Source organism: Micromonospora sp. NPDC000442, from assembly GCF_042898635.1.
GTDB lineage: Bacteria > Actinomycetota > Actinomycetes > Mycobacteriales > Micromonosporaceae > Micromonospora.
Genome location: NZ_JBIAYZ010000014.1, coordinates 126,017 through 150,478, shown reverse-complemented (window position 1 = coordinate 150,478; position 24,462 = coordinate 126,017). Strand labels below are relative to the sequence as shown.

At 70.3% G+C, this 24,462-nt stretch carries 23 protein-coding genes; 9 read left to right on the top strand and 14 right to left on the bottom strand.

Annotated elements, in window-relative coordinates:
- Window positions 1–32 precede the first annotated feature (32 nt).
- A complete protein-coding gene (locus ACFY2A_RS22095; protein ID WP_387174169.1) occupies window positions 33–488 on the bottom strand; it encodes a GNAT family N-acetyltransferase in 456 nt (151 codons plus the stop codon).
- A 132-nt stretch (window positions 489–620) separates the two neighbouring features.
- Here ACFY2A_RS22095 and ACFY2A_RS22090 point away from each other — a divergent pair, with 132 nt between their 5' ends.
- Window positions 621–1,388, top strand: a complete 768-nt coding sequence (locus ACFY2A_RS22090; protein ID WP_387174167.1) for a S1 family peptidase — start codon at window positions 621–623, stop codon at window positions 1,386–1,388.
- Here ACFY2A_RS22090 and ACFY2A_RS22085 read toward each other — a convergent pair.
- The 3 genes from ACFY2A_RS22085 to ACFY2A_RS22075 form a co-directional block, all read right to left on the bottom strand.
- Entirely contained in the window at window positions 1,336–2,169 is an 834-nt protein-coding gene (locus tag ACFY2A_RS22085; protein WP_387174165.1) for an AEC family transporter, read from the bottom strand. The two genes, ACFY2A_RS22090 and ACFY2A_RS22085, sit on opposite strands and share 53 nt — an antisense overlap.
- A 92-nt stretch (window positions 2,170–2,261) precedes the next feature.
- Window positions 2,262–2,822 carry a GNAT family N-acetyltransferase gene (locus ACFY2A_RS22080; protein WP_387174164.1) on the bottom strand — a complete coding sequence of 187 codons (561 nt, stop codon included), beginning with the start codon at window positions 2,820–2,822 and terminating at the stop codon, window positions 2,262–2,264.
- A 93-nt stretch (window positions 2,823–2,915) separates the two neighbouring features.
- Window positions 2,916–4,505: a DUF6194 family protein gene (locus tag ACFY2A_RS22075; protein WP_387174162.1), complete on the bottom strand. Its 1,590-nt coding sequence runs from the start codon at window positions 4,503–4,505 to the stop codon at window positions 2,916–2,918.
- Window positions 4,506–4,559: 54 nt separating this feature from the next.
- On the opposite strand from ACFY2A_RS22075, the gene ACFY2A_RS22070 reads away from it, so the two are divergent.
- The gene (locus ACFY2A_RS22070; RefSeq protein WP_387174160.1) at window positions 4,560–5,300 is read left to right on the top strand and encodes a TioE family transcriptional regulator; all 741 of its coding nucleotides are present in this window, start codon (window positions 4,560–4,562) and stop codon (window positions 5,298–5,300) included.
- A 41-nt stretch (window positions 5,301–5,341) separates the two neighbouring features.
- Here the strand turns inward: ACFY2A_RS22070 and ACFY2A_RS22065 are convergent, their stop codons facing one another.
- From ACFY2A_RS22065 to ACFY2A_RS22050, 4 genes are all read right to left on the bottom strand, one after another.
- Complete coding sequence (locus ACFY2A_RS22065; RefSeq protein WP_387174158.1) at window positions 5,342–5,560, bottom strand: RBBP9/YdeN family alpha/beta hydrolase; 219 nt, start codon at window positions 5,558–5,560, stop codon at window positions 5,342–5,344.
- Window positions 5,561–5,669: 109 nt separating this feature from the next.
- Window positions 5,670–6,638 (bottom strand): GNAT family N-acetyltransferase, encoded by a 969-nt coding sequence (locus tag ACFY2A_RS22060; protein ID WP_387174156.1) that lies wholly within the window; start codon window positions 6,636–6,638, stop codon window positions 5,670–5,672.
- Between the two features lie 32 nt (window positions 6,639–6,670).
- A complete protein-coding gene (locus tag ACFY2A_RS22055) occupies window positions 6,671–7,318 on the bottom strand; it encodes a GyrI-like domain-containing protein (protein WP_387174154.1) in 648 nt (215 codons plus the stop codon).
- Window positions 7,302–7,676 (bottom strand): VOC family protein, encoded by a 375-nt coding sequence (locus tag ACFY2A_RS22050; protein ID WP_093407273.1) that lies wholly within the window; start codon window positions 7,674–7,676, stop codon window positions 7,302–7,304. Before ACFY2A_RS22050 ends, ACFY2A_RS22055 begins: the two co-directional genes overlap by 17 nt.
- A gap of 178 nt (window positions 7,677–7,854) precedes the next feature.
- Here ACFY2A_RS22050 and rox point away from each other — a divergent pair, with 178 nt between their 5' ends.
- The 7 genes from rox to ACFY2A_RS22015 all read left to right on the top strand — a co-directional run bounded on the left by rox (window position 7,855) and on the right by ACFY2A_RS22015 (window position 16,313).
- Complete coding sequence (rox, locus tag ACFY2A_RS22045; RefSeq protein ID WP_387174152.1) at window positions 7,855–9,288, top strand: rifampin monooxygenase; 1,434 nt, start codon at window positions 7,855–7,857, stop codon at window positions 9,286–9,288.
- 1 nt (window position 9,289) lies between these two features.
- Window positions 9,290–9,688: a nitroreductase family deazaflavin-dependent oxidoreductase gene (locus ACFY2A_RS22040; RefSeq protein ID WP_387174150.1), complete on the top strand. Its 399-nt coding sequence runs from the start codon at window positions 9,290–9,292 to the stop codon at window positions 9,686–9,688.
- 25 nt (window positions 9,689–9,713) lie between these two features.
- On the top strand, window positions 9,714–11,423 hold the full coding sequence (locus ACFY2A_RS22035; protein ID WP_387174202.1) for a bifunctional 3'-5' exonuclease/DNA polymerase: 1,710 nt from the start codon (window positions 9,714–9,716) through the stop codon (window positions 11,421–11,423).
- Window positions 11,424–11,625: 202 nt separating this feature from the next.
- A complete protein-coding gene (locus ACFY2A_RS22030; RefSeq protein ID WP_387174148.1) occupies window positions 11,626–12,732 on the top strand; it encodes a hypothetical protein in 1,107 nt (368 codons plus the stop codon).
- A 174-nt stretch (window positions 12,733–12,906) separates the two neighbouring features.
- Window positions 12,907–14,328 carry a polyprenol phosphomannose-dependent alpha 1,6 mannosyltransferase MptB gene (mptB, locus tag ACFY2A_RS22025; protein WP_387174146.1) on the top strand — a complete coding sequence of 474 codons (1,422 nt, stop codon included), beginning with the start codon at window positions 12,907–12,909 and terminating at the stop codon, window positions 14,326–14,328.
- Complete coding sequence (locus ACFY2A_RS22020; protein ID WP_387174144.1) at window positions 14,325–15,575, top strand: glycosyltransferase 87 family protein; 1,251 nt, start codon at window positions 14,325–14,327, stop codon at window positions 15,573–15,575. The genes mptB and ACFY2A_RS22020 overlap by 4 nt, the downstream gene beginning before the upstream one ends.
- Before the next feature lie 144 nt (window positions 15,576–15,719).
- The gene (locus ACFY2A_RS22015) at window positions 15,720–16,313 is read left to right on the top strand and encodes an NTP transferase domain-containing protein (RefSeq protein WP_387174142.1); all 594 of its coding nucleotides are present in this window, start codon (window positions 15,720–15,722) and stop codon (window positions 16,311–16,313) included.
- Between the two features lie 76 nt (window positions 16,314–16,389).
- Here ACFY2A_RS22015 and ACFY2A_RS22010 read toward each other — a convergent pair whose 3' ends face one another.
- From ACFY2A_RS22010 to ACFY2A_RS21985, 6 genes are read right to left on the bottom strand one after another with little or no spacing between them, the layout of a single operon-like run.
- The gene (locus tag ACFY2A_RS22010) at window positions 16,390–17,817 is read right to left on the bottom strand and encodes a GH1 family beta-glucosidase (protein WP_387174140.1); all 1,428 of its coding nucleotides are present in this window, start codon (window positions 17,815–17,817) and stop codon (window positions 16,390–16,392) included.
- Window positions 17,814–20,045, bottom strand: a complete 2,232-nt coding sequence (yicI, locus tag ACFY2A_RS22005; protein ID WP_387174138.1) for an alpha-xylosidase — start codon at window positions 20,043–20,045, stop codon at window positions 17,814–17,816. The genes ACFY2A_RS22010 and yicI overlap by 4 nt, the downstream gene beginning before the upstream one ends.
- Window positions 20,042–20,917, bottom strand: coding sequence for a carbohydrate ABC transporter permease (locus ACFY2A_RS22000; protein WP_363924052.1), 876 nt, complete (start codon window positions 20,915–20,917; stop codon window positions 20,042–20,044). Before ACFY2A_RS22000 ends, yicI begins: the two co-directional genes overlap by 4 nt.
- Window positions 20,917–21,894, bottom strand: coding sequence for a carbohydrate ABC transporter permease (locus tag ACFY2A_RS21995; RefSeq protein ID WP_387174136.1), 978 nt, complete (start codon window positions 21,892–21,894; stop codon window positions 20,917–20,919). Before ACFY2A_RS21995 ends, ACFY2A_RS22000 begins: the two co-directional genes overlap by 1 nt.
- Window positions 21,895–21,951: 57 nt before the next feature.
- The gene (locus ACFY2A_RS21990) at window positions 21,952–23,247 is read right to left on the bottom strand and encodes an ABC transporter substrate-binding protein (protein ID WP_387174134.1); all 1,296 of its coding nucleotides are present in this window, start codon (window positions 23,245–23,247) and stop codon (window positions 21,952–21,954) included.
- 37 nt (window positions 23,248–23,284) lie between these two features.
- A complete protein-coding gene (locus tag ACFY2A_RS21985; RefSeq protein WP_387174132.1) occupies window positions 23,285–24,397 on the bottom strand; it encodes a LacI family DNA-binding transcriptional regulator in 1,113 nt (370 codons plus the stop codon).
- Between the last annotated feature and the right edge of the window lie 65 nt (window positions 24,398–24,462).

Below are 24,462 nucleotides of genomic sequence, written 5' to 3'. Positions count from 1 at the left end.
CAGATTGCCTGTCCGGTCGTGCCGATGGACGTTCACTGGCGCGCCGGCCACTGCAGTAACTGCCGAGATGATTCGAAGCCCAGCCGTTCGTAGACGGGCACTGCTCTGCGGCTGGAATTGACCGTCGTACGAAGGGAGCCGAGGCGTGTCGCGTGCTCTGCGGCAGCCTGCACGAGCGCCGAGCCGATGCCCTGTCCTCGGTGCTCTGGTATCACGAAGACGCTTTGGATGTCTGCGGATAGCCGACTTGTTGCTCCAGGTCTCGGGACCCGAGGCAGGAGTGCGACCCAGGCCATCCCGACGATCTCTGTGCCGCGGAGTCGAGCGACGAACGCGGCATGCGTGTGGTGGTGGGCGGCCCACCATTGGGCGAGGTCCACGGCGAAGGCGTCAACGGACTGCCGGGTTGGTTCCTCGTGGAGGGTGTCGCGCCACAACAGCCGGGCCAGGTTTCCGATGTCATCCGTGTCGGCCTGACTGATCCTCACGGGGGCAAGTCTGTCACTTGGTCGAGCGGACGAGCGCGAGCCCGAGCGCAACTGTCCTTCATCCCTGGTTGCAACAAAAACGCCCGCTGGTGCCGTTCTACCCCGTACCGGTAGTTCTTCGAAGGGTGTCAGATGCGTTTGAAACGACTTGTGATCGCCGTGGTGGCGTTGGCCGCCGTGCTGGTAACGGCGGCTCCGGCCGCCGCCATCAGCGGCGGTGAACGAGCTGCGCCCGGTGAGTTCCCGTGGATGGTCCGGCTGCTGCCGGTGGGTTGCGGCGGAACCCTCATTCACCCGCAACTGGTTCTCACCGCCCAGCATTGTGTCGATGAGCAGCCGGGCGACAGCTTCACCGTCGTCTCCGGCACCGTCGACCTGAAGAAGCCACGCCGGACGATGACCAGATCCACCGCCCACACCGGCGGAACCGAGTGGTGGAACGGACCGGACTGGGCGGTGATCAAGCTGGAACGACCGCTCGACCTGCCCATCCTGCGACTGGCCACCGAGCCCCGACAGTTGCACACGCTGACCGTGACCGGCTGGGGCACGAAGAAGTCAGGCGGCCCCCAGGAACGCTTCCTCCACAAGGTGAAGCTGCCGTTCCTGCCGGACGAGCAGTGCTTCGACGACCCTTGGTGGGATGAGCACCCCGAGTACCCGAGGTCGACGATCTGCGCGAAGTCGGTGAACCAGAAGAGCCACTGCCCCGGCGACTCCGGTGGGCCAGCCCTGCACCGGCTTCCCCACGGCGCCTGGGAGCAGGTCGGCATCGTGAGCGCCGGTTCGGACTGTGACTGGGACATCGGCGAGGAGCCGACCCCCAACTACACCGACGTCGCCTACTTCAGCCAGAGCATCCAGCGCGCCGCCGAGCAACTGCTCTCAAGCTCCAGCTGATCACCACCCCCGGCAGATGCAAGACCAGCCCGGCCGCGTAGGCGATGACCGGCTGTGCCACGAGCTTCAGCGCGGTGATCACGGCCAGTTCGGCAGGCTCGGCCGGCTCAGCAAGCTCGGCCGGCTCAGCCGGGGACGGCGCCGTGCGGTGCAGCGACGCGCCGAGCGCTACCAGGGCGGCCGGAACCGCGGCGCCCGACAGCAGGGTTAGCGACGCGCCGGCCGCCGACGGCAGATGCAGGCCGGTAGCCGAGCACGCGACACCGAGCAGCGACGCCAGGATCACCGGGTTGCGTGCCGGCAGGGAGGCGATACGGCGGACTCGTACCCGCCCGGCCGGGTCGCTGTGCCGGTCCAGGGCGACCAGGATCACGGGCGTCACGACCAGCACCTGCAGCAGCACCACCTCCGCCAGGAACGACACGTCGCCGAGCACCTGTGTGGCGATCGGGATGCCGAGGTTCGCCGAGTTCACGTACCCGGCGGCCATGCCCCAGATCGGCCGTTCGCCGGGCTCGCGACCGAACAGCCGGCTCGCGCCGACCCACCCGAACCCGACGACTGCGGCAGTGCTCACCGCAAAGGCCAGCAGCGAGCGGCCGGCGAACGCGGAGAGCGGCATGCGGGACAGGGCTAGGAACAGGGCCGACGGCATCGCAAGATGAAACACGAACCGGCCGAGCACCGACGCCACCGCCTCGCCCAGCAGGCCCCACCGACAGGCCGCGTAGCCGACCGCGGTAAGGATCCAGATCGGTACGAACGCCGACACCAAGTTCATCCGGGGTCACCGGTGGGCGGGCCGTCAGGCCGGCCGGGAGCTCGCTTGGTCATGAGTCTGTTGCTCGCTGAGGTAACCCGTGGTGGTCGACGTCACCGCAGGTCGAGCCGCATGAGCACACGCGGGAACCCGGCGAGTACCGAGGTCGTGTCGGTCGCCTTCACGAAGCCCGCGTGCTCGAAGACCGCGCGGGTACCGACGTAGGCCATCGTGAGGTCTACCTTTTCGCCGCGGTTGTCGACGGGATAGCCCTCGATCGCCGGCGCGCCGTACTCGCGGGCGAAGGCGACAGCACCGGCGAGCAGGTGGTGCACGATGCCCCGCTTGCGGTGGCCTGGCCGTACCCGGAAGCACCACACGCTCCACACATCGAGGTCGTCGAGGTGCGGGATCCGTTTGTTGCCGGCGAAGCTCGTGTCGGCTCGTGGATGCACCGCCGCCCAGCCGACGACCTCGTCGCCATCGTAGGCGAGCACTCCAGGCGGGGGATCGAGCCTGACGAGTTCACGGACCCGTTCGCCGCGCATCGGCCCGCGCAGTTGCAAGTTGGCTTTCGCGCCGATCCGATAGCTCAGGCACCAGCACACGTTTGCGTCCGGCCGCTTCGGACCGACGACAGCCGCGACATCCTCGAACACCGTCGCGGGGCGCATCTTAATCGCCATGACGCCTACCCTGCCACCGCCCACCGAGACGTATTCTCCGGATCGGCCGGAAGGCACAGGTCCGCTTGGCGGTCGTCGGGCTCAAGCCTGCTGGTCGGCCGCTCGACGCGCGGCGCGTGCGTGGCGGTCGACTGCTCGGGCGTGGGCGATGGTGAGGAGCCGGTCGATCTCGGGCAGCATGTGCGGGCCGGGCATGACGATGCTGCCGAAGCCGTACCGCGCGTAGCCCGGGTGCGGTACGAGGGTGTCCAGGCGGGCGAAGTCGAACTCGTGCCGGTGGTCCTCGAACGCCTTGGGTGGAAAGCCGAACAGGCTCTCGAACTCGGTTCGGCCTAGGTCCAGGTTGAGGCGGAAGACGCCGGGACGGTCGAGCTCGGAGGCGTCGTCGAAGCCGGGCACGTCGTGCTCGACGATGGTGGCGAACGGCTGGCGGCGGTCGGGGCCGACGTGGAAGAACCGGTCGCCCCAGGCGCCCTCGGGTGATCCGTTCTCCTCGCTCGCCACGACCTGCTCGACCCCGGGCAGCGCGAGAATCCGGTCGGCGAGCACGGCCGCATCGACGCCGGTCGGGATGTGCAGCACCACGTCGGCGTGGTCGATGGTGGCCTGATCCAGCGGGAAGTAGCGGTAGTCGTGGGCTCTCTGCTCGGCCGCTGTTATCTCGGATGCCCGGACGTACCGTGGAAGCGTGGTTTCCTGCTGGAGTCTGCCTTCGTAGGTCGACGGGGCGGGGGCCTCGATGCCGAGCGTGGGGGAGGCGCCGAGACTGCCGACGATCACCGCGTACCTGTCGGCCAGCAACGACGCGACGATGGCGCCGGCACCGGCCCACGAGACGTCCATCCCGGCCATGGTCATCGTGCTCGATCGGCGCTGAAGGTGAGTGTTGTGCGCGAAGACCAGCGTGGGTCCGCGGTGTGCCTCGGCCGAGCGGATCGCGAGCAGGTTCTCGGCCATCAGCGCGTCTCGGACCCCGGCCAGGCGGGCGAAGCGTTCTTCCTGCTCCAGTGGTGCGGCGGCCGCTGCGTGGTAGCGCAGCACCGCGATGGCGGACGTGGCGTGCACGAATGCCGTCTGCCAGCCCTCGGCCAGTCGGGGTGCGTTCAGGTACAGCTCGGTCAGCAGATCGTCGGCGATCACCCGCAGGCGCTGGGCGTCGGCCGAGCGCCCGACCGACCTACCGGGCTCCCAGATCGCTGCCGTGTCGCTCCACCGCGCCTCGTTCCCGATCAGGCCGTCGATCTCCGTTGACCGGTCGAGACCGAGGAGTTCGCAGACCCGAATGAGGTAGCGCCGAGGGCTCGGGGCGCCCTCGATCTCAAGCGGGGCGTCGAAGCCGTGCAACGTCAGGCGCTCGGCGGCCGACCGCCCGGCGTTCCACTCGCGCATCCGCAGCAGCAGGTCGCGGTTGGCCGGGGCGGCGCCGAGCCCGTGGCTGAAGCCTTCGGCGAGCGCACGGTCGAGTGTGACGGCGGTGCTGCCCTGGACGAACTCGTTGGCGGTCAGCCCCGCCGCCCGGTCGCTCTCCAGCGCGATCGACCGGTAGCCCTGCTCGGCCAGCGACATGAAGGTCTCGTTGCGGATCTGGAGGAAGGCGGACTCGCCGTGCGTCGGTTCGCCGAGCGCGAGCAGCGTCGGCGGTACGGCAAGCAGGTCGAGAAGGGATGTCATTCCATCAACCGTATCGTTGAACCAGCGGTTGAGACTTCTGAGCAATGGAGCGCGGTGGGAGCCACGAAACCCTCCAACCGGGGGGTACGCCGACCAGCCGACCTCGCGCGTCGGCACGGCCTCTCCGCGCAGGCCGTGCGCAACTACGAACGAGATGGCGTCCTGCCGGCGGCCCAGCGCAGCCCCACCGGCTACCGCCTGTTCACCGAGGTGCACGCCAAGGCGTTGAGCGCCTACCTCGCGCTGATCGCGGGTCACGGCTACCCGGCCAGCGGTGAGATCATGCGTGCCGTCAACCGGGGCGACATCGACGCCGCGTTGCGCACGATCGACGACAGCCACATCCTGCTTCAGCGTGACCGAGAAACCCTGGACGCGGTCGAGGCGGCGGTCGCCTCTCTCGCCGGCTCGCAGCAGCAACCGCAGAGCCGGAGCGCCGTGCCGATCAGCGTGCTGGCCCACCGCCTCGGCGTACGACCGGCGACCCTGCGCAAGTGGGAACGGGCTGGCATCGTGCAGCCGGCGCGCGAGCCCGCGACCGGCTACCGCGTCTACTCGCCGGACGATGTCCGCGACGCCGAACTCGCTCACCTGCTGCGCCGCGGCGGCTACCGGCTCGAGCACATCGCCGGCGTGGTGCGTCGGGTGCGTGCAGCCGGTGGCACCGAACCGCTCGCCGCGTCGCTGCGCCAGTGGCGGCAACAACTCACCACCCGCGGCCAAGCCATGCTCACCGGGGCCGCCCGGCTCGCCGAATACCTCGACGTCGAGACCACGTCCGCCGGACGGCGCTAGACCCAGCCCGGGTTTCGCCGCGACCCGCCAAGCCGACGTGGTTAACCGGGTAGGAAGGGCTGGGTCAACGACCGGACGAGACGCTGGCCGTCGGGCCACGCACCGAACCGGGTTTTGGAGTCCAGGTGCCCGACCGTGCCTGCGTCGAACAGTTCCGAGCCCCAGTCTCGCGCGTACGCTTCGAATTGCTCGTACGTGGCATGTGGATCGTTGCGACTGGCGACCAGAATCGAGCGGAAGGGCAGTGGCTCGCGTGGCACGTGGTCGATGATGACATCGACGGTCTCCTGAGGCAACGGCACTCAAGCCCAACCGGCCCCAACCGACCGGGCCAGTCCCGAGCGGCAGCGAACGTGAGGGCTACGGCGGTCAGTAGCGGATCAGCCGGTGCAGCCGGAGAAACGTCTCGGTGAAGCCCAGCTTCGGCCAGGTCCGCGAGGAGAGCAGATTGGTGACTCGCCAGTCGGTGACCACGCTGTCGAAACCGGCCGACGCCGCCCAGTCGATGACGGCGGATCCGAGGGCTCGTCCGGCGCCGGCGCCACGGGCGGGCGGGAGGACCGCCGCGAACCCGAGGAACCCGGCGTGCTCCGGGCGGGCCAGGCTCAGGTGCGCGCTCGACTTCTCCAGCGCGCAGCCGACGGCGGAGCCGATGACCTGGCCGTCCGCTTCGGCCACGAAGGTGGCGTACGCGGGATTGTCGATGTCGGCCGTCCACTCGGCGACGGCTTCCTCAAGCGTGCCCGTCGGGCCGGCGGAGAACGTCGGGGACTGTCCCTGGTGCAGCGGCAACTCAAGATCGAGTTGGGCGAGTGCCGGGATGTCGGCTCGGGTCGCCCGACGCACCGACAGTCCGCCCGGTGTGACCGATGCCGGCCGTGCGGCGGGCCGGATGGCGTGCGCATGCTGTTCGCCGAAGCCCAGCCGGAACCAGGCTCGTACCAGCTCCGCGTCGTGTGCCGGAACGACGACGTAGTGCGCCGTGCGGCCTTCGTCGACCCAGCGGCTGGCGGCGAGCGCGTACAGGTCGCGCATCACCTCGGGATCGGTGACCGCCAGCCCGGCGGCCTCGACCCAGATGTTCGGCCCCCACAGCGGTGACGGCTTCGGCGCACCGAGGACGAAACCCACCGCGACACCGGAGCGGTAGGCGACCGCCCCCGACGCGTCCGGCGTCTCGTACGCGCTGGTCAGCTCGGCCAGCGCCGCGGCGGCGTGCTCGAACCGGGCGGACAGCAGCGGCTGGGCGACGCGGTGCCGGCGGTGCCGGTCGGCCAGCAAGGTGGCGCAGGCAGCCAGATCCGCGGCCGTGAACGGCCGTAGCTCGGTGCGGGACATGGCCGGCACCCTACGCGCCGCCGGTGTCGCGGTCATCCTGGTTTCGACGGCGCCGATGCGGCCCCGGCGGTGACCGGCTGTCGCAGGATGGTGCGCTGTTTCTCGGGCGCGACTCTGCGGAAGTCACTGAGATAGATCTCGTGGTGTTTCCCGGCCATGCGCAACCTCTGGGCCGGGATGAACTCGTCATGCAGTTGGGCGAGCACCGCCGCTTCGTCGTCGAAGGAACCGACGTGCAGCGTCTGGACGCACCGTCCTTCGGACAGGGTCTCCAGGCGGATGTCGTCGAGGCGTACCGGCTGGTTCTTCGCCCCGGCCTGGGTGACGGCGGCGTCGAACATGGCCCGGTCGATCCAGTCCGGGACCATGAGCAGCAGGGTCCAGTTCCACCGTGACTTGTCCCGCGAGGTGGTGAAGGCGGCCATGTCCTCGGCCCACCACAGGCCCTCCAGAGGCGGGACGACGTAGTCGCGCCCGAGGTCGCGCTTGCTGGCGAACTTGAGCTTGTACGCCACCGGGTACAGCGCTTCGACGGCCGTGGTGAAGGCGGGTGAGGTGTTCGGGTCGCCGTGGCCGTCCATCATGAGGTAACACAGGTCGGGTACGTCGACGATCCGGAATCGTCCCCGTGGTGCCTGGTAGGCGTCGACGGTCTTCTTGAAGTCAATCTTGTCTGTCATCGGGTTCCTGGGCCGGGTCGAGCGGCGCACCGCCGAAGCCGATCTCGTTGCCGTCGGGGTCGCGGTAGATCACCTTGCGCACACCGTTGTCGTACGTCTCTCGTGAGGCAGGTTGGATGCCTCGGGCGGCGATGCCCTCCACCCGCTGATCGAGGTCGTCGACGAACACGGTCTGGAGGGCGTGGCCGGCCCGCTCGGGCAGTTCCTCGATGTAGAGGTACCGGTGCTCGGCAAGCTCCCACACCGCCTCGGTGTCGTTCGGCACGAAAGTGGGTGCGGAGCCCAGCAGCCGCTCGTACCAGGTGAGGGCACGCTGATAGTCGCTGACCGGAAGCCCGGCGAAGAGGTCGACTGTCATGCGCCCAGGCTAATAGCTCTGGACGCGGGCCGGCGAGCCGGACCGTAAACCACAAAGGCAAGGAGGAGAACTCCTTGCCACTATCAACATATACCGCACCCCCGGCATTGCGGCAAGACCCCGGTCGTGGCGCACAATCGTCGGCCAGCGCCTGAATCGGAACACCTGGGGGAAATGCATGTTCGATGTGGTCGTCGTCGGCGGCGGGCCGACCGGCATGATGCTGGCGAGCGAATTGCGGCTGCGGGGCGTCAGCGTGCTCGTGCTGGAGAAGGAAGCCGAACCGCCGCCGTTCGTGCGGTCGCTCGGACTGCATGCGCGCAGTATCGAGGTGATGGATCAGCGGGGGCTGTTGGAGCGGTTCCTCGAAAATGGTAAACAGTTTCCGATCCGGGGATTCTTCGCGGGCATCGACAAGCCCGCCCCCACCGGACTGGACACCGCCCACGGATTCGTGTTGGGGATTCCGCAGACGCTCACCGACCGGCTGCTCGCCGAGCACGCGGCCGACGTCGGAGCTGAGATCCGCCGGGGCTGCGCGGTGGTCCGACTGGAGCAGGACGACGCGGGGGTGACCGTCCATCTCGGAGATGGCAGCGGGTCGCCGGTGCGTGCGCGGTTCGTCGTCGGCTGTGACGGCGGGCGCAGCACGGTTCGGAAGCTGCTCGGCGTCGGGTTTCCCGGCGAGCCGTCGAGAGTCGACACGCTGCTGGGCGAGGTGGCGGTGACGGCGTCTCCGGAGGACATCGCCGAGGTGGTGACGGAGATCCGCAAGACCGAAAAGCGGTTCGGGGTCGGGCCGTCGGGTACGCCGGGGGTGTTCCGGGCGGTCGTGCCGGCGCAGGGCGTGGTCGAAGACCGGTCCACGCCGCCGACGCTTGCCGAGTTCAAGCAACAGCTGCGCGCGTACGCGGGCACCGACTTCGGCGTGCACTCGCCCCGCTGGCTGTCGCGCTTCGGTGACGCGACCCGCCAGGCCGAGCGCTACCGGGTCGGACGGGTGTTCCTGGCCGGGGACGCCGCGCACGTCCACCCGCCGATGGGTGGTCAGGGGCTCAACCTCGGGATCCAGGACGCGTTCAACCTGGGTTGGAAATTGGCGGCGGCGATCGACGACTGGGCGCCGGAGGACCTGCTGGACAGTTACGAGTCCGAGCGGCATCCGGTGGCAGCGGACGTGCTCGACAACACGCGCGCCCAGATGGAGTTGACCACCAACGAGCCCGGGCCGCAGGCCGTCCGACGGTTGTTGGGGCAGCTGATGGACTTCAACGACGTCAACCGGTTCCTGATCGAGAAGATCACGGCGATCAGCGTCCGGTACGACTTCGGGGAGGGCCATGCCCTGCTCGGGCGGCGACTGCGCGACGTCCAGCTCGAACATGGGCGGCTGTTCGAGCTGATGCGCACCGGCGACGGGTTGCTGCTCGACCAGACCGGACGGCTCTCGGTGGACGGCTGGCGTGACCGGGTAGATCATGTCGTCGACACCAGTGGGGAGCTGGACGTGCCGGCGATCCTGCTTCGGCCGGACGGGCACGTCGCGTGGGTCGGCGAGGACCAGCAGACCCTTGAGGTGGCGCTGGCCAAGTGGTTCGGTGGTGTTCGCTGACATGCACGAGAACGAGGAGGTCGGCATGCCGTTGCCGCGCTGGCTCGCCCGGCTCAACAAACGGGTCGTCAACCCCCGGGAAATCCGTCGGGGTGTCCGACCGGTCCTGACGCACGTCGGTAGATCGTCCGGCAGGACGTACCAGACTCCGCTCGACGCTCATCCGCTGCCCGACGGATACCTGTTCCTTCCGCTGTACGGGCCGCGTACCGACTGGGTGCGAAACGTCCTGGCGGCGGGAACCGCAGGTCTGTCCGTCGGCGGCGAGCAGGTGCAGCTGGATTCTCCTCGGTTGGTGCGGAAACAGGAGGTCTGGTCGTTGCTCCCGGCGGGCACCAAGGCGCCACCGGGCGTCTCCGACGACTCCGAACTGCTGCAGATGAGCATTCGTCGAGACTGACGAGCGGACCGAGCCCGGCCCCGGTCTGTCGCAGGGGCCGGGCAGAATCACGTTCGTGCTGGTGGCGGTGGCGTCTGACGAGCGGGGTGGGGGAGTGTTGCAACCCCTCGACCCGATCGGTGCGCCGCTGGGCGTGCCCGAGTCGGTCGTCGACCTGCCCGGCGCGGTGGCTGCCCGGGAGCGCACCGACCAGCCACGCTGGGTGTGGGCGTCCGGGGCCGGGCTCTACCCGACGCTGCTACGCGCCGGGGTCACGGTGCAGCGGTGTCACGACGTGGAGCTGACCGAGGCGCTGCTGCTCGGGTACGCCGGTCGGTGGGGTGAGCCCCGCGGCCTGGCGGCGGCCTGGGCGCGGCTGACCGGTGCGTCGGTGCCGGCCGACCCGCCGCCGCGCGCCGCCACCCCGCCCGGTGCCGGTCAGGCCGCGCTCTTCGACGCCGTGCCGGGGCCGCCGGGCCCCGGCATCACCGCGCTGACCCGGGTGTACGCCGACCAACTCGGCCGGGTCGTCGCGACCGGCGACCCGGGGCGGTTCCGGCTGCTGGTGGCGGCCGAGTCGGCCGGTGCGTTGATCGCGGCCGAGATGGGGGCGGCCGGGCTGCCCTGGCGGGCCGATGTGCATGACGCGGTCCTCGCCGAGTTGCTGGGTGAGCCCTCTCCGGTGGGCGGGCCGCCGCGCCGGCTGGCGGAGCTGGCCGCGCGGATCGCCGACGCGTTCGGGGTCCGGCAGGTCCATGCGGACAGCCCGGCCGAGCTGCTGAAGGCGTTCGCGCGGGTGGGAGTGGAGCTGCCGAACACCCGGGCCTGGGTGCTGCGCGGGGTCGATCACCCTGCGGTGCCGCTGGTCCTGGAGTACAAGGAGCTGTACCGGATCTGGACGGCGCACGGCCGGGCGTGGCGGGATGCCTGGGTGCGCGACGGTCGGTTCCGGCCGGAGTACGTTCCCGGCGGGGTGGTGTCGGGGCGGTGGGCCACCCGGGGTGGCGGCGCGTTGCAGATCCCGAAGGTGATCCGCCGGGCGGTGGTGGCCGACCCGGGCTGGCGGTTCGTGGTGGCCGACGCCGGGCAGTTGGAGCCACGGGTGCTGGCGGCCGTCTCCGGGGACGTCCGGCTCGCCGCCGCCGGGGCGACCGGTGACCTTTACGCCGCGCTGGCCCGGGACGCGTTCGACGGTGACCGGGGCCGGGCCAAGCTGGCGCTGCTCGGCGCCATGTACGGGCAGACCGGCGGGTCGGCGGTGCCGGCTTTGGCGGTGCTGCGGCGCAGCTACCCGACCGCGTTCGGCTACGTCGAGGCGGCGGCGCGGACCGGTGAGGTGGGCGGGTTGGTGCGATCCTGGTTGGGGCGGACCTGCCCGCCCGGTACAGCGGGATTCGGTGCCGACGAGGATGGTCCGGTGGACCCGGACGGGGCCGGTGACGTCCAGTCGCCGCGTGCCCGGGCGGCCCGGTCCCGGGGCCGGTTCACCCGCAACTTCGTCATCCAGGCCACCGCGGCCGAGTGGGCGTCCACCCTGCTCGCGGTGCTCCGCGGCGAGTTGGCCGGCACCCGGGCCGAGCTGGTCTTCTTCCAGCACGACGAGGTGATCGTGCACTGCCCGGCGGCGCAGGCCGAGCAGGTCGCCGAGGCGGTCGACCGGGCCGGTCGACGGGCCACCGCGCTGCTGTTCGGGGACACTCCGGTCCGCTTTCCGTTGGACCTGTCCATCGTGGGGTGCTACGCCGACGCGGCGTGATCACCGCCGACGAACTGTTGACCACGTGAGCCGGCAGGAACTGTTCACCTGGATTTCGCGGCCTATACATCTCTGCACAACAGGGAATTGGTCTGCCGGAAAAGGCGTCGCCCGCTGTTTTGGCGGACCCCCGCCGTATGTCACCCTGGCTCCGCAAACGTGACCACTTCGATCGACTTGGTGTCGGTGCCAGGGAGGCGGCATGGCCAGACGCGTCTATCTGCATATCGGTGCGCCGAAAACGGGAAGCACCTACGTGCAGAACGTGCTCTGGAACAATTGTGCGGCGCTGCGGGACGCCGGCATTCTGCTGCCGGGTAGTGCCGTGGCGCACGACCACGCGATGGCCGATCTGCGCGAGGCACCCTGGCGGGACAGCGACGTCTACTGGACCTGGGACCGGCTGGCCGAGAAGGCGCGCAGCTGGCCCGGTGATGTGATCATCAGCAACGAGGGGCTGGGCGCGGCGACCAGCACGCAGGCCGCCCGGGCGGTGCAGAGCCTGGAGGCCGCCGAGGTGCACGTCATCGCGGCCGGTCGTGACCTGTGGCGGACCTTCCCGTCCTTCTGGCAGCAGAGCATCCGGGCCCGTAGCGGCTGGCGGTTCGGTGCCTTCATGCGCGCCGTCGAGGAGGGCAGGGCCGAGGCCTTCTGGAACAACCACACCGCACCGCGCATGCTGCGCCGTTGGGGCGACCTGGTCCCCGCACAGCACCGGCACCTGGTGACGGTTCCGCCGCCCGGCGCACCGAGGGATTTGCTGTGGCACCGGTTCGCTGGGATCCTCGGGATCCCGGACGGGCTGTGCGAACTGGCGGAACCCACCTCGAACCCGTCGCTCGGCGCGGCCGAGATCGAACTGCTCCGCCGGGTCAACCTGGCGTTGGGCGACAGGTATCCGCTGCGGACGCCGTACCAGAAGGTGGTCCACCGGCACCTGGTCGACGCCGTGCTCAAGCGGCGCGACGGGGTGCCCTTCGGCGTCGGCCTGGACCGGGCCGACTGGGTGCGGGAGCTGGCGGAGCAGCAGATCAAGGAGCTTCAGGACTACCCGTGCCAGATCGTCGGTGACCTCGACGACCTGCGGCCGAGCGTGATGCGGCAGAGCATCAGCCCCGACGAACTGGACGAGCAGCAACTGCTCCAGGTCGCTGTCGAGACGATCGTCGGCATGCTGGGCCACGCCGACACCCTCAGCCAGCGGCCGGACGGCCAACCCGACAACGTCAACGTTCTCTCCCGGCTCAGGACCCGCGCGGCAGGTGGCGTCAAACGTCGGCTGCGCCTGGCCACCCGCCGCGAGCCGTAGCCCCGCGCGGGCACGATCCCGGGATCTCCCAGCCTGCGCCATCCGGTTCGGGTGGTCGGCCCGGTGCCACCCACCGTGCGTCCCGGCCAGGTCCAGTTGAGCGGACACCCGAGGGCCTCCTGTTGACCGACCGGTGGCCGTCTCGCGGTCAGCTCGCGCTGCCACCATGCCCCGATGCTGACACCGACGAGCGTCTCCGCGTACCGACTCATGGGCGGGGTGGGCACCGCCCTGCTGGCGGTCGCCGGTTGCGGTGCCGGTGCCCTGCCGGTGCGGGACGCCCTGTGGTGGACGGCCCTTCGTCACGCCGACCGGCCCGCTTTGGTGGTCGGCTACGCCGGGCTGACCCTGCTCACGCTCGCCTGGTGGTGGGCCGGCCGCGACCTGCGCCGGCCCGGTCGCACGCCGGACAACACCGCCCGCGCCCGAGGCGCCGCCGTCACGTTGGCCTGTTGGGTCGGACCGTTGCTGCTGGCACCGCCCATGTTCTCCCGCGACGTCTACAGCTACCTGGCCCAGGGCGCGATGGTCCTGGCCGACCTGGATGTCTACCGGGTGGGGGTGGCGCACCTCGGTGGACACCTCGCCGCCGAGGTACCGCAGATGTGGCAACAGACGCCCGCGCCGTACGGGCCGGTCTTCCTGTCCCTCGCCGCCGGAGTGTCCTGGTTCACCGGTGGGCACCTGGCGCTCGGCGTGCTGACGCTGCGGCTCGTCGCGCTGGCCGGGGTGACACTTCTCGTGATCAACCTGCCGCGTCTGGCGCAGCACTGTGGGGTCGACCCGGCGGCCGCGCTGTGGCTGGGGGTGCTCAACCCACTCGTTCCGCTGCACCTGGTCGCGGGTGCCCACAACGAGGCGGTGATGCTGGGACTGCTCGTGCTCGGCCTTCGGCTGGCACTTGCCGACCGGTTCGGTGCGGCGACCGTGCTGGTCACGTTCGCCGCCCTGGTCAAGGTGCCGGCGCTGCTGGGGCTGCTGGTGGTGGGTGCGCTCGCTGCCCGGCGCCTCGGCGTCGGCCGTGCGGTGGTGCGGGTCGTCGGTCTCACGGTGGTCAGCGGCGTGGCGGTGACCTGGGCGAGCGGAATCGGATACGGCTGGATGGACGCCCTCGCCACGCCCGTGTACCGGCACAGTTGGTCGGTCTCGACCGCCCTCGGTCGGGGCGCGCAGCGGCTCGCGGAGACGTTAGACCTGGATCTGGGCGCCGCGCCGATGCGCGCCGGGGTGCTGCTGGGCCTGCTCGGTCTGCTCGCCGTCGCGGTGGTCGCCTGGCATCAGCGGCGTCGGCTGGGCCCGCCGTACGCCGTCGGCCTGGTCCTGTTGGCCGTGGCGCTGCTCGGCCCGGCGACCCGGCCCTGGTACGCGCTGTGGGGGTTGGTGCTGCTCGCCGCAGCGGCGCCGCACGGGTGGCCGCGGCAGGCGGCGGCGCTCGCCGCGATGGTGCTGGCGTTCGCGGTCCTGCCCAGCGGTTTCGGCCCGGATCTCGGCCAGGCGGTGCTCGCGGCGGCGGGGGTGCTCGTCGGCCTGGCCGCCGTCGGTGTGCTGTGGCTGCTCACCCGGTCCGCCCCGCTCGCCCTGGCGGGTCGCCGATGACCACCACCACCGGACGGCCCCGGGTCGGTACCACCGCCGTCAGCGGGACCGGCACGGCCGCCGGACCCGCCACGCCGACCTGGCGGCCGACGCTGCTGATCATCGGCCTGGCCACCGTGATCGGCGTGGCGATCGCCGTGCTGCCCGGGCACCGTGGCTGGTTCGACATCGGTGTCTACCACGGCGCGGTACGTCACTGGGCGGGCGGCGGCCAACTCTACGAGTGGGTGACCTGGAACCAGTACGGCTTCACCTACCCACCTTTCGCCGCGTTGGTCATGCTGCCGGTGGCGGCCCTGCCCTGGCATCCGGCGATCGCGGTGAACCTGGCGCTCACCGTCGTGGCGGCCGGCTTCCTGCTGCACCTGCTGGTGGACCCCGTCGCACGGCGCGCCGGCTGGCCGAGGTGGCGCACCTTCGCGTTGGCTGCCTGCCTGTTCGCCGTGCTCAACCCGGTCCGCGACACGGTCAGTTTCGGGCAGGTGAATCTGCTGCTGATGGCCCTGGTCTACGTCGACCTGTGGCTGTTGGAGCGTCGGCATCGGCTGGCCGGCGTCGGCATCGGCCTGGCCGCCGCGATCAAGCTGACTCCGGCGGTCTTCGTCGCGTACCTGCTGGTGACCCGACGGTGGCGGGCTGCCGCGACGGCCACGGCGACCGCAGCGATGGCGACCCTGGTGGCGGCGGCGGTGGCACCGAACGCCACCCGCACATTCTTCACCGAGGCGCTGTGGGACACCGGGCGGGTCGGGAAGCTGGAGTACGTGTCGAACCAGTCGCTGCTGGGCCTGGTCGCCCGGCTCGACCCGGCGCACCCCGACCGGTTGCTGTGGCTGTGCCTGGTGGCCGCAGCGCTCGCGGTGTGGTGGTGCCGGGTCCGACGGGCCGCGGGCGACGAGCGGGTCGGGTTCGCCCTCACCGGGGTCCTCGGGGTGCTGGTCAGTCCGGTCAGCTGGGTGCACCATCTCGTGTGGTTGGTGCCCGGGTTGATCGTCCTCGTCGGTGTGACGCTGCCGTGGCCGCCGGCCAGACCCGTCGCGCGGCGGCGGCTGCGGGCCGGCGTCGTCGGGTACGCGGTGCTGTGCAGCGGAGTTGTGTGGATCTTCGCCAACGGGTCCGGTGGGCCGCACGGCTTCTTCGGCGGCAACGCCTATCTGCTGGTCGCGGCGGGGATGCTGGTGCTGCTGCCGGTTTCGGGCGGTGCGGACCATCGCGCGCCGGAGGGGATGTCCGTGCAGTCCGGATAGATACCCAATTTACACCAAATGCCCCGCCACTCTCGTCCGACCGCCGTCGTTGCAAACGGTGTGCGTAGGACGGGAGGGTCGGGGTCACGTGGCCCCGACCGCTCCCACGCTGGAGGGAGCGCAGCTCTGAACCGGATCGCAGGAATGATCATCGCCGCGGGGGGTGGCCGCCGGATCGGCGGACCGGAGGCCCTGCTGCACCAGGGCGGCAAGCCGCTGGTCGACCAGATGATCGACACGCTGACGGAGGCGGGCTGCGGGCAGATCGTGGTCGTCCTGGGCGCCGCGGCCGACCAGGTCCGCGAGACCGCCGACCTGAGTCGCGCCACGGTGGTGGTCAACCGCGCCTGGGGTACCGGCGTGGGCTCGTCCATCCGGGCCGGCCTCGCCGGAATCGACGACGACCGGGTCGAGGCGGCGGTGGTGGTGCCGGTGGACATGCCCGGGCTCACCGCCGCGGCGGTGAGCCGGGTGGCCGCGCTGCCCTTCCCCGACGTGCTGGTCTGTGCCACCTACAGCGGGCTGCGCGGTTACCCGATGCTGTTCGGTCGTCGGCACTGGCCGGGCATCGCCACTTTGGCCAGCGCCGACGTCGGGGCCCGCCCGTACCTGCTGGCGCACAAGGACCAGATCGTCGACATCGCCTGCGACACGGTGGCCGACGGCAGCCGGGTCGACACCCCCGAGCTGATGGCCCTCTACGGACTGACCGTCCCCGAACAACGCGTCGGCGTCTGACCTGCGCCGCCCCTGCCCCCGTTGATCATGAGGTTGGCGGCACTGGATGATCTTCAAACTGCCGCCAACCTCATGATCAACGAGTAGGGCCGGGGGTGAGAGCGGGGTCGGGGAGGCGGTTGGTGGTGGTGAGGCGGTGGTACCAGTGGGCGGAGTCCTTCCAGGTGCGCTGTTGGGTGTCGTAGTCGACGTGGATGATGCCGAAGCGGCGGTCGTAGCCGTAGGCCCACTCGAAGTTGTCCAGCAGGGACCAGACGAAGTAGCCGCGTACGTCGGCGCCGGCGACCATCGCCTGGTGCGTGGCGGCGATGTGCCGGTGGAGGTAGTCGACGCGGCGGTCGTCGTGGATCGCACCGTCGGGGGAGACCACGTCGTCGAAGGCGGCACCGTTCTCGGTGATCATCAGCGGCTGGTCGGGATACTCGCGGTGCAGGCGCAGCAGCAGCTCGGTCAGGCCGGCCGGCTCGATGTTCCAGCCCATCGCCGTGTACGGACCCGGTTGCGGCAGGAACTCGACCTGCTCGGAGCCGACCCACGCCGAGTGCGCCGAGCGGCCGTGTCCGTCGGAGTCCGACTTGGGCGACACGCCGTCCCAGGCACGGACCAGCGTGGTCGAGTAGTAGTTGACCCCGAGCACGTCCAGCGGGACGGCTGCCGTGGCCTCGTCGCCGTCCCGGACGAACGACCAGTCGGTGACGGCGGCGGTGTCGGTGAGCAGGTCCGCCGGGTACGCCCCGTCGAGCATCGGGCCGAGGAACGCCCGGTTGGCGAGGGCGTCGATCCGGCGCGCCGCGTCGACGTCGGCGGCCGAGTCCGAGGCCGGTCGGATGACGTGGAGGTTCAGGGTGGCCGACAGCTGCGCCGCCGGTGCCAGGTCGCGGATCACCCGGCCGGCCAGGCCGTGCGCCAGGTTCAGATGGTGTACGGCGGCCAGTGCGGCGGCCGGCTCGGTCCGCCCCGGCGCGTGCACCCCGGAGGCGTACCCGAGGTAGGCCGAGCACCACGGCTCGTTGAACGTGGTCCAGGTGTGCACCCGGTCACCGAGCGCCCCGACGATCTTCTCGGCATAGTCGGCGAAGCGCGCGGCGGTGTCCCGGACCGGCCAGCCGCCCGCGTCCTCCAACTCCTGCGGCAGGTCCCAGTGGTACAGCGTGGCCACCGGCCGGATGCCGAGTTCGAGCAGCCGGTCCACCAGCCGGGAGTAGAAGTCCACCCCGGCCTGGTTCACCGGTCCCGAACCGCCGGGCTGCACCCGGGGCCAGGCGATGGAGAACCGGTACGCGCCCAGCCCGAGCGCGGCCACCTGGTCGAGGTCGTCGGCCCACCGGTGGTAGTGGTCGGCCGCGACGTCGCCGGTGTCCCCGTTCAGGGTGCGGCCCGGGGTGTGGCTGTAGGTGTCCCAGATCGACGGGCCCCGACCGTCCTCGCGCGCCGCGCCCTCGATCTGGTACGCCGCCGTGGCCGAGCCCCAGACGAAACCCTGGGGAAATTCCACATCGCTCACTTCGCCACCTCCGTGACCTCGCAGCTGTATCCCGACGAGACACCGGCCACCAACTCGACGGTGGCCTTCCCGTTCCGGTGGTGCACCTCGAACTCGGTGCCCGCACCACCGTCCGGCGACGGTATCCGAACCCGGGTCCGCTGCCCGGGGGTCGGAGCGAACATCCGCAGCCGCACACCGTCGGCCCACCTGTAGTCCGGGCGGTCGGTGACCGAGCCGAACGCGATGACCGACCCGGGCCGGGCCAGTACGGGAACGCTGTCGAAGTCGTGCTTCTCGGTGACCCAGCCCGGCCCGGTGACCTGGGCACCGGTGGTCACGTGGGTCCAGGTGCCGGCGGGCACGTAGTAGGTCACTTGGCCGTCGGCGCTCATCACCGGTGCGACCAGCAGGTCCGGGCCGAGCATGTACTGCCGGTCGAGGTACGCGGCGGTCGGATCGTCCGGGAACTCCAGGATCATCGGCCGCATCACCGGTACGCCCTCGCGGTGGGCCTCCTCGGCCGCTGCCGCGAGGTACGGCATCAGGCTCAGCTTGAGCCGGGTGAAGTGGCGCAGCACGTCGACCGCCTCGTCGTCGTACGCCCACGGCACCCGGTACGAGCCGGAGCCGTGCAGCCGCGAGTGCGACGACAGCAGGCCGAAGGCGATCCAGCGTTTGAACACCGCCGGGTCGGGGGTGCCCTCGAAGCCGCCGATGTCGTGGCTCCAGTAGCCGAACCCGGAGGCGGCCAGCGACAGTCCGCCGCGCAGCGACTCGGCCATCGCCACGAATGTCGACTCGCAGTCGCCGCCCCAGTGCACCGGGAACTGCTGACCGCCGGCGGTCGCCGACCGGGCGAAGACGACCGCCTCGCCCTCCCCGCGTTCGGCCGCCAGCAGCTCGAAAACGGTCTTGTTGTACAGGTACGAGTAGTAGTTGTGCATCCGCTGCGGGTCCGAGCCGTCGTGCCACACCACGTCGGTGGGGATGCGTTCGCCGAAGTCGGTCTTGAAACAGTCGACGCCCATGTCCAGCAGCACCTTGAGCTTGCCGGCGAACCAGTCGACCGCGTCCGGGTTGGTGAAGTCGACGAGCGCCATGCCGGCCTGCCACTTGTCCCACTGCCAGACCGAACCGTCCGGGTTGCGGACCAGGTAGCCGGCCTGCCGGCCCTCCTCGAACAGGTACGACCGCTGGGCGATGTACGGGTTGATCCAGACGCACACCTTCAGGCCACGCTCGTGCAGCCGGCGCAGCATCCCCTCCGGGTCCGGGAAGGTCGTCGGGTCCCAGATGAAGTCGACCCAGTGGAACTGCCGCATCCAGAAGCAGTCGAAGTGGAACACCGACAGCGGTAGGTCCCGCTCGGCCATGCCGTCGATGAACTCGGTGACCGTCTTCTCGTCGTACGAGGTGGTGAACGACGTGGACAGCCACAGCCCGTACGACCAGGCCGGCACCCGCGCCGGCCGGCCGGTCAGCGCGGTGTAGCGGCGCAGCACGTCCTTCGGGGTGGGTCCGTCGATCAGGTGGTACGTCAGCGACTGACCCGGCACGCTGAACTGGGTCTGCGACACCACCTCCGAGCCCACCTCGAAGGAGACGTGCTCCGGATGGTCCACGAAGACCCCGTAGCCGGCGCTGCTGAGATAGAACGGCACGTTTTTGTACGCCTGCTCGCTGGCGGTGCCGCCGTCGGCGTTCCAGATGTCGACGGTCTGGCCGTTCTTGACGTACGCGCCGAAGCGTTCGCCCAACCCGTAGATGGTCTCGCCGACGCCCACCGCGAGCCGCTCGTGCACGTACTTGTGGCCCTCGCCGTCGGTGACCGCCCCGATGCTGCGCTCGGTGGACGAGGTGACCAACCGGTCGCCGCGCAGGAAGTCCACCCGCCACGGCCCGGTCAGCGCGACCCGGACGGTCAGCTCGCCGGTGGTCAACCGCGCGCTGAGCCCGGTGACCTCCACCTGGACGGGATGCTCGGTGCTCTCGGCGAGCGTGAACCGCGGCTGCTTGGGCAGTCCACCGGTGTGGTGGCCGATGGTCACCCCGACCACGCCGGGTGCGGGGGAGAAGAACCGTACGGTGATCACCGGCCGGTTGAGGGTGTCGCCGCGTCCGGTGATCCGTCCGATGGGTGCGAAGACGGTGAAGGAGCGCTCGTCCGGCTCCACCGACTCCACGGTGCCGGGGCGGAGCACGCTGACCCCGGGACGCAGTTGCCAGTACCCGTCGGTGAACTTCACTTGTCGGCTCCTGCCGTGATGCCGCGCGAGAGGGTGCGCTGGAAGATGAGGAAGAACAGGATCGCCGGAAGGAGGCTGATCAGTGCCCCGGCGTTTGTGGTGGGGGCGTCCATCAGCCGGTCGCCCTGCAACGAGGCCAGCGCGACCGGGACGGTCTGGGTCTGGTTGTCGATGAGCATGACCAGCGGGATGAGGAACTCGTTCCAGGTCCAGATGAAGAAGAAGACCAGCAGCACCGAGATGGTGGGCCGGATGTTGGGCAGCACCACCCGCCACAGGGTCCGCCACCGGCCGGCCCCGTCGAGCGCGGCGGCCTCCAGCAGGGTGCGCGGGAAGGTGCCGAGCACCGAGGCGAGCAGGTAGGTGCCGAAGGCCGCCTGGATGACGGTGAAGATGATGATGACCGCCAGGCGGGTGTTGTAGAGCCCCGCCTCCTTGGCGAAGTGGTACAGCGGGTAGATCAGCGCCTCCTGCGGCAGCATGTTGGCCAGCAGGAACAGCCCGATGATCCAGAGCCGGCCGCGGACCCGGCCGATGCCCAGGGCGTACGCGCTCAGTAGTGACACGACGACCGCGAGGACCGCCACCGAGCCGGAGATGAGCACCGAGTTCCACAGCTTCACCGGGAAGTCGACCTGCTCCCAGTAGGTGCGCAGGCCGGTCGTGTAGAACTCGCCGGGCCAGCTCAGCGGGCCGTTTGTCGAGTAGTCACCGGGCGACTTGAAGGCGTTGAGCAGCATGAACGCGAACGGCACAAGCATGGCCAGTGCCGCGGCGCCGACCAGCGCGAGCACGATCCACCGGGCGGCGCCCCGGCGCCGCCGGTCGGCGGGGCGCCGTACCCGTCGGGGCGGGGTGAGGGTGATCGCCATCAGAGCACTCCGTCCCGGCGTTCGGCACGGTTCTGCGCCCGGATGAACAGCACCGCGACCACGACGATGATCAGGGTCAGCACCATCGAGATCGCCGAGCCGTAGCCGACCTGCAACCGCTTGAAGAAGGTGAAGTACGCGAAGTAGGAGGGCACGTTCGTGGCGTTCTCCGGCCCGCCCCGGGTCAGCGCGAAGATCGGGCCGAAGACCTTCATCGCCGCGATGGTGCAGGTGAGCCCGACCACGAACGTCTCCGGCCGGATCTGCGGCAGGGTGATAGCCCGGAACCGCCGGAACCAGCCGGCTCCGTCGATCTCCGCCGCCTCGTACAGTTCCGGGTTCACCCGTTCCAGGGCCGCCATGAAGACCACCACCGGGTAGCCGAGCTGTACCCAGATCATCACGGCCATCACGGCGGGCAGCGCGGTGTTCGGATCGCCCAGCCAGTCGTGGGCCAGCGAGCCGAGCCCGACCGCGTCGAGCAGCCCGTTGAGCGCGCCGTCGGGCCGCAGGATCCAACCCCAGACGATGCCGGCCACCACGACCGGGAGCACCTGCGGCAGGTAGAAGGCGGCCCGTAGCGCGGCGGCGGTGCGGGGCCGGAACCGGCGTCCGATGGTGTCGAAGAGCACCGCGGCGAGCACCAGCCCGATCAGGGTGGGCAGCACCACCATCGCGATGATCATCGCGATGGTGTTCTTGAACGAGGTCCAGAAGACGTCGTCGGTCAGCAGATCGCGGTAGTTGTCCAGCCCGATGAAGGTGGGGTCGCCGACACCGGACCACTTGGTCAGTGAGAGGTAGCCGGTGTACACCAGCGGACCGCCGATGACCAGCAGGAAGAGCACCGCGCCGGGGAGCAGGTAGAGCCAGTACCCGGCGTCGGAGCGCGACCGCCGTCGCCGGCTCGCGGAGGTCCGTGCCGAGGGGGGTGTCGAGGTCGCCGGTGCGACGACGACCGTGTCAGGGGATGCCATGGGAGTCCTTCCAGGGTGGGGCAGGCGCGCCGGACGTCGCGCCTGCCCCGGCCGCCGTCAGTCGCGCTTGATCTCCGCGACGCCGTCCTGGTACGGCTCGGCGATCGCGTCGAGGACCTGCGCGGGCGACCTGGACTGGTTGATCAGGCCCTGGAAGCCGGAGACCAGCACGTCGTAGTAGCCCGGGACCGGCCAGTCCGGGTAGAAGGCCAGGCCGTCCTGGGAGCTGACCGTGTTGAAGTCCTCGATCAGCTTGCGGTCCTTCGGGTCGTTGATCGTGGCCGGGTCGCTGGCCACCGGCACGCCGCCGTTGTTGCCGATCAACGCCTGGATCTCCGGTCGCATGGTGATGTCGATGAAGTCGTACGCCAGGCTCTTGGCCTTGCTCGTCTCCGGGACCACCCACAGGTTGCCCGACGAGCCGGCGTGCAGGGTGTTGCCGGGGAAGAGGAAGGTGTCCCAGTCGAAGGAGATCTCGCTCTTGAAGCGGCCGAACCACCAGCTGCCGGAGACGATCATCGGTGTCTTGCCGGAGATGAAACCGGTACCCATGTCCTCGGCCTTGAGGCTGGCGGAGTCCTTGGCGATGTAGCCCTTGTCGACCCACTCGGCGAAGGTCTCGGCGCCGTACTTGAGCGGGTCGGCGGTGAAGTCCACCGGGTTGGCGTAGAGCTGGTAGTTGTCGACGAAGGCCCGGTCGGCCCGGGAGAGGGCGAGCTGGTAGAAGAGCTGCCCGGCCGGGTACTCGGCGCCGGACATGCCCAGCGGCGTGACGCCCTTGGCGACGAAGGTGTCCATCGCCACGGTCATCTCGGCCAGCGTCGTCGGCACCGTGACCCCGTGCTCGGCGAAGAGGTCCTTGTTGTAGTAGACCATCACGTACTCGCCGTAGTTGGGCACGCCGTACCAGTTGCCGGAGCCCATGACGCCGTTGTCGTACCTGGCCGTGGTCTGGAGGCTGGGACTGAGCGCGGTGTCCCAGCCGCGCTCGGTCGCCTCCTCGGTGAGGTCGGTGAGCAGGCCCTGCGAGGAGAGCAGCCCGGCGGTCGCGTTGCCCTTGTTGTACTCCATCACGTCCGGCCCCTCGGACGAGTTGATGATCATGCCGGCGTTCTGCTGGATCTGCTCGAACGCCTTACGTTCGAAGCGCACCTCGACGCCCTCGTGCTCTTCCTTGAAGATCTCGATCGCCCGGTCCCAGGCGATGCCCATGGCGCTGTTGGCGCTCTCGTAGTGCCAGAGCTTGAGGACGTTTGCCTCGCTGTCGCCACCGTCGTCGCCGCAGGCCGCCAGGCTGGTCGCCGCGAGCACCGCGACCGTGGCGGCCACGGCTACGCTACGGAATCGTCGCATTGCTAGTCTCCCTGGTGAGTATCGAGCCGGTACTCCTTCAAGCCCGTCGTCGCGTGGCAGCGCGGCGGCGGGCTGCTTCGGTACTCGGGGACGACCGGTCGTCGGCCGGCCCCGGGTCGGTGGTGCTGGCCGCCGGCGTACGTGGCGGGCCGCTGGAACCGCGGACCTCCAGCACACACGGCAGCAGTTCCTGGTGGATCTCCCCGTCGCCGCCCTCGACGTGCCGCAGCAGCGTCTGCACCGCGATGCGCCCCAGCGCCGAGCCGGGCGACGTCATCGCGGTCAACGCGGGCGTGGCCAGCTCGGCGACCTGCGGAGAGGTGACCATCGAGACGACGGACACGTCGTCGGGCACCCCCAGCCCCCGGGTGGACAACTCGCCGAGCAGCCCGAAGACGGCACTTTCGTTCATCGCCAGCACGGCGGTGAGGTCGGGCGCCTTTCGCAGCGCGGTGGCCAGCGCCGCTCGACCACTGGCGGCGCTGTCCTCGGCGGGGATCATCAGCGGTGCCAGGCCGTGCTCGGTCATCGCGGCGGTGAACGAGTCACGGGTGCGCAGGGCCGGGCCGTAACCCTCGGCGATGGTGTCGGCCGAGTGGTTGACGTAGACGATGCGGCGGTGGCCCAGGCCGACCAGGTGGTCGACCGCCGCGCGGACGGTGCGGTCGAAGTCGATGTCGACGTACGACAGGCCGGTCGGGTCCTCGGTGCGCCCGATCAGTACCGTCGGCACGCCCGCCTCGCGCAGCACGTCCACCCGGGGGTCGTGCAGTTGGACCTCCATCAGCAGCGCGCCGTCGAGGATCCGCTGGCTGGCCAGTCGGCGCAGCTCGTCGAGGTCGCCGACGCCGATCGGGGAGAGCACCAGGTGGTAGCCGGCGGCCACGGCGGCGGCGGTCGCGCCGGTGACGAAGGCGGTCTCGGTGGCGCCGATGCCGCGCTCGTCCATCGGCAGCAGCAGCCCGAGGATCCGGCTGCGCCGGCTGGCCAGCCCGCGGGCCAGGGCGTTGGGCTGGTAGTCCAGCTCGGCCATGGCGGCGAGGACCTTGTCCCGGGTGGCCTGGGAGATCGGTCGGGTGCCGGTGAGCACGTACGACACGGTGCTGACCGAGACCTGGGCGCGACGCGCGACGTCCTGCATGGTGGCCATCCGGCACCTCCTCGCGGTACGCCCGGGGCGTTGTCGAAGCGCTTCGACTAGGCGGTTCGACAGAA

Bases quoted from the DNA above. Each gene is read 5' to 3' on its own strand.
- ACFY2A_RS22090 (WP_387174167.1), top strand. From the start codon at position 621: ATGCGTTTGAAACGACTTGTGATCGCCGTGGTGGCGTTGGCCGCCGTG.
- ACFY2A_RS22085 (WP_387174165.1), bottom strand. From the start codon at position 2,169: ATGAACTTGGTGTCGGCGTTCGTACCGATCTGGATCCTTACCGCGGTC.
- ACFY2A_RS22080 (WP_387174164.1), bottom strand. From the start codon at position 2,822: ATGCGCCCCGCGACGGTGTTCGAGGATGTCGCGGCTGTCGTCGGTCCG.
- ACFY2A_RS22075 (WP_387174162.1), bottom strand. From the start codon at position 4,505: ATGACATCCCTTCTCGACCTGCTTGCCGTACCGCCGACGCTGCTCGCG.
- ACFY2A_RS22060 (WP_387174156.1), bottom strand. From the start codon at position 6,638: ATGTCCCGCACCGAGCTACGGCCGTTCACGGCCGCGGATCTGGCTGCC.
- ACFY2A_RS22055 (WP_387174154.1), bottom strand. From the start codon at position 7,318: ATGACAGACAAGATTGACTTCAAGAAGACCGTCGACGCCTACCAGGCA.
- ACFY2A_RS22050 (WP_093407273.1), bottom strand. From the start codon at position 7,676: ATGACAGTCGACCTCTTCGCCGGGCTTCCGGTCAGCGACTATCAGCGT.
- rox (WP_387174152.1), top strand. From the start codon at position 7,855: ATGTTCGATGTGGTCGTCGTCGGCGGCGGGCCGACCGGCATGATGCTG.
- ACFY2A_RS22040 (WP_387174150.1), top strand. From the start codon at position 9,290: ATGCACGAGAACGAGGAGGTCGGCATGCCGTTGCCGCGCTGGCTCGCC.
- ACFY2A_RS22030 (WP_387174148.1), top strand. From the start codon at position 11,626: ATGGCCAGACGCGTCTATCTGCATATCGGTGCGCCGAAAACGGGAAGC.
- mptB (WP_387174146.1), top strand. From the start codon at position 12,907: ATGCTGACACCGACGAGCGTCTCCGCGTACCGACTCATGGGCGGGGTG.
- ACFY2A_RS22020 (WP_387174144.1), top strand. From the start codon at position 14,325: ATGACCACCACCACCGGACGGCCCCGGGTCGGTACCACCGCCGTCAGC.
- ACFY2A_RS22015 (WP_387174142.1), top strand. From the start codon at position 15,720: ATGATCATCGCCGCGGGGGGTGGCCGCCGGATCGGCGGACCGGAGGCC.
- ACFY2A_RS22000 (WP_363924052.1), bottom strand. From the start codon at position 20,917: ATGGCGATCACCCTCACCCCGCCCCGACGGGTACGGCGCCCCGCCGAC.
- ACFY2A_RS21995 (WP_387174136.1), bottom strand. From the start codon at position 21,894: ATGGCATCCCCTGACACGGTCGTCGTCGCACCGGCGACCTCGACACCC.
- ACFY2A_RS21990 (WP_387174134.1), bottom strand. From the start codon at position 23,247: ATGCGACGATTCCGTAGCGTAGCCGTGGCCGCCACGGTCGCGGTGCTC.
- ACFY2A_RS21985 (WP_387174132.1), bottom strand. From the start codon at position 24,397: ATGGCCACCATGCAGGACGTCGCGCGTCGCGCCCAGGTCTCGGTCAGC.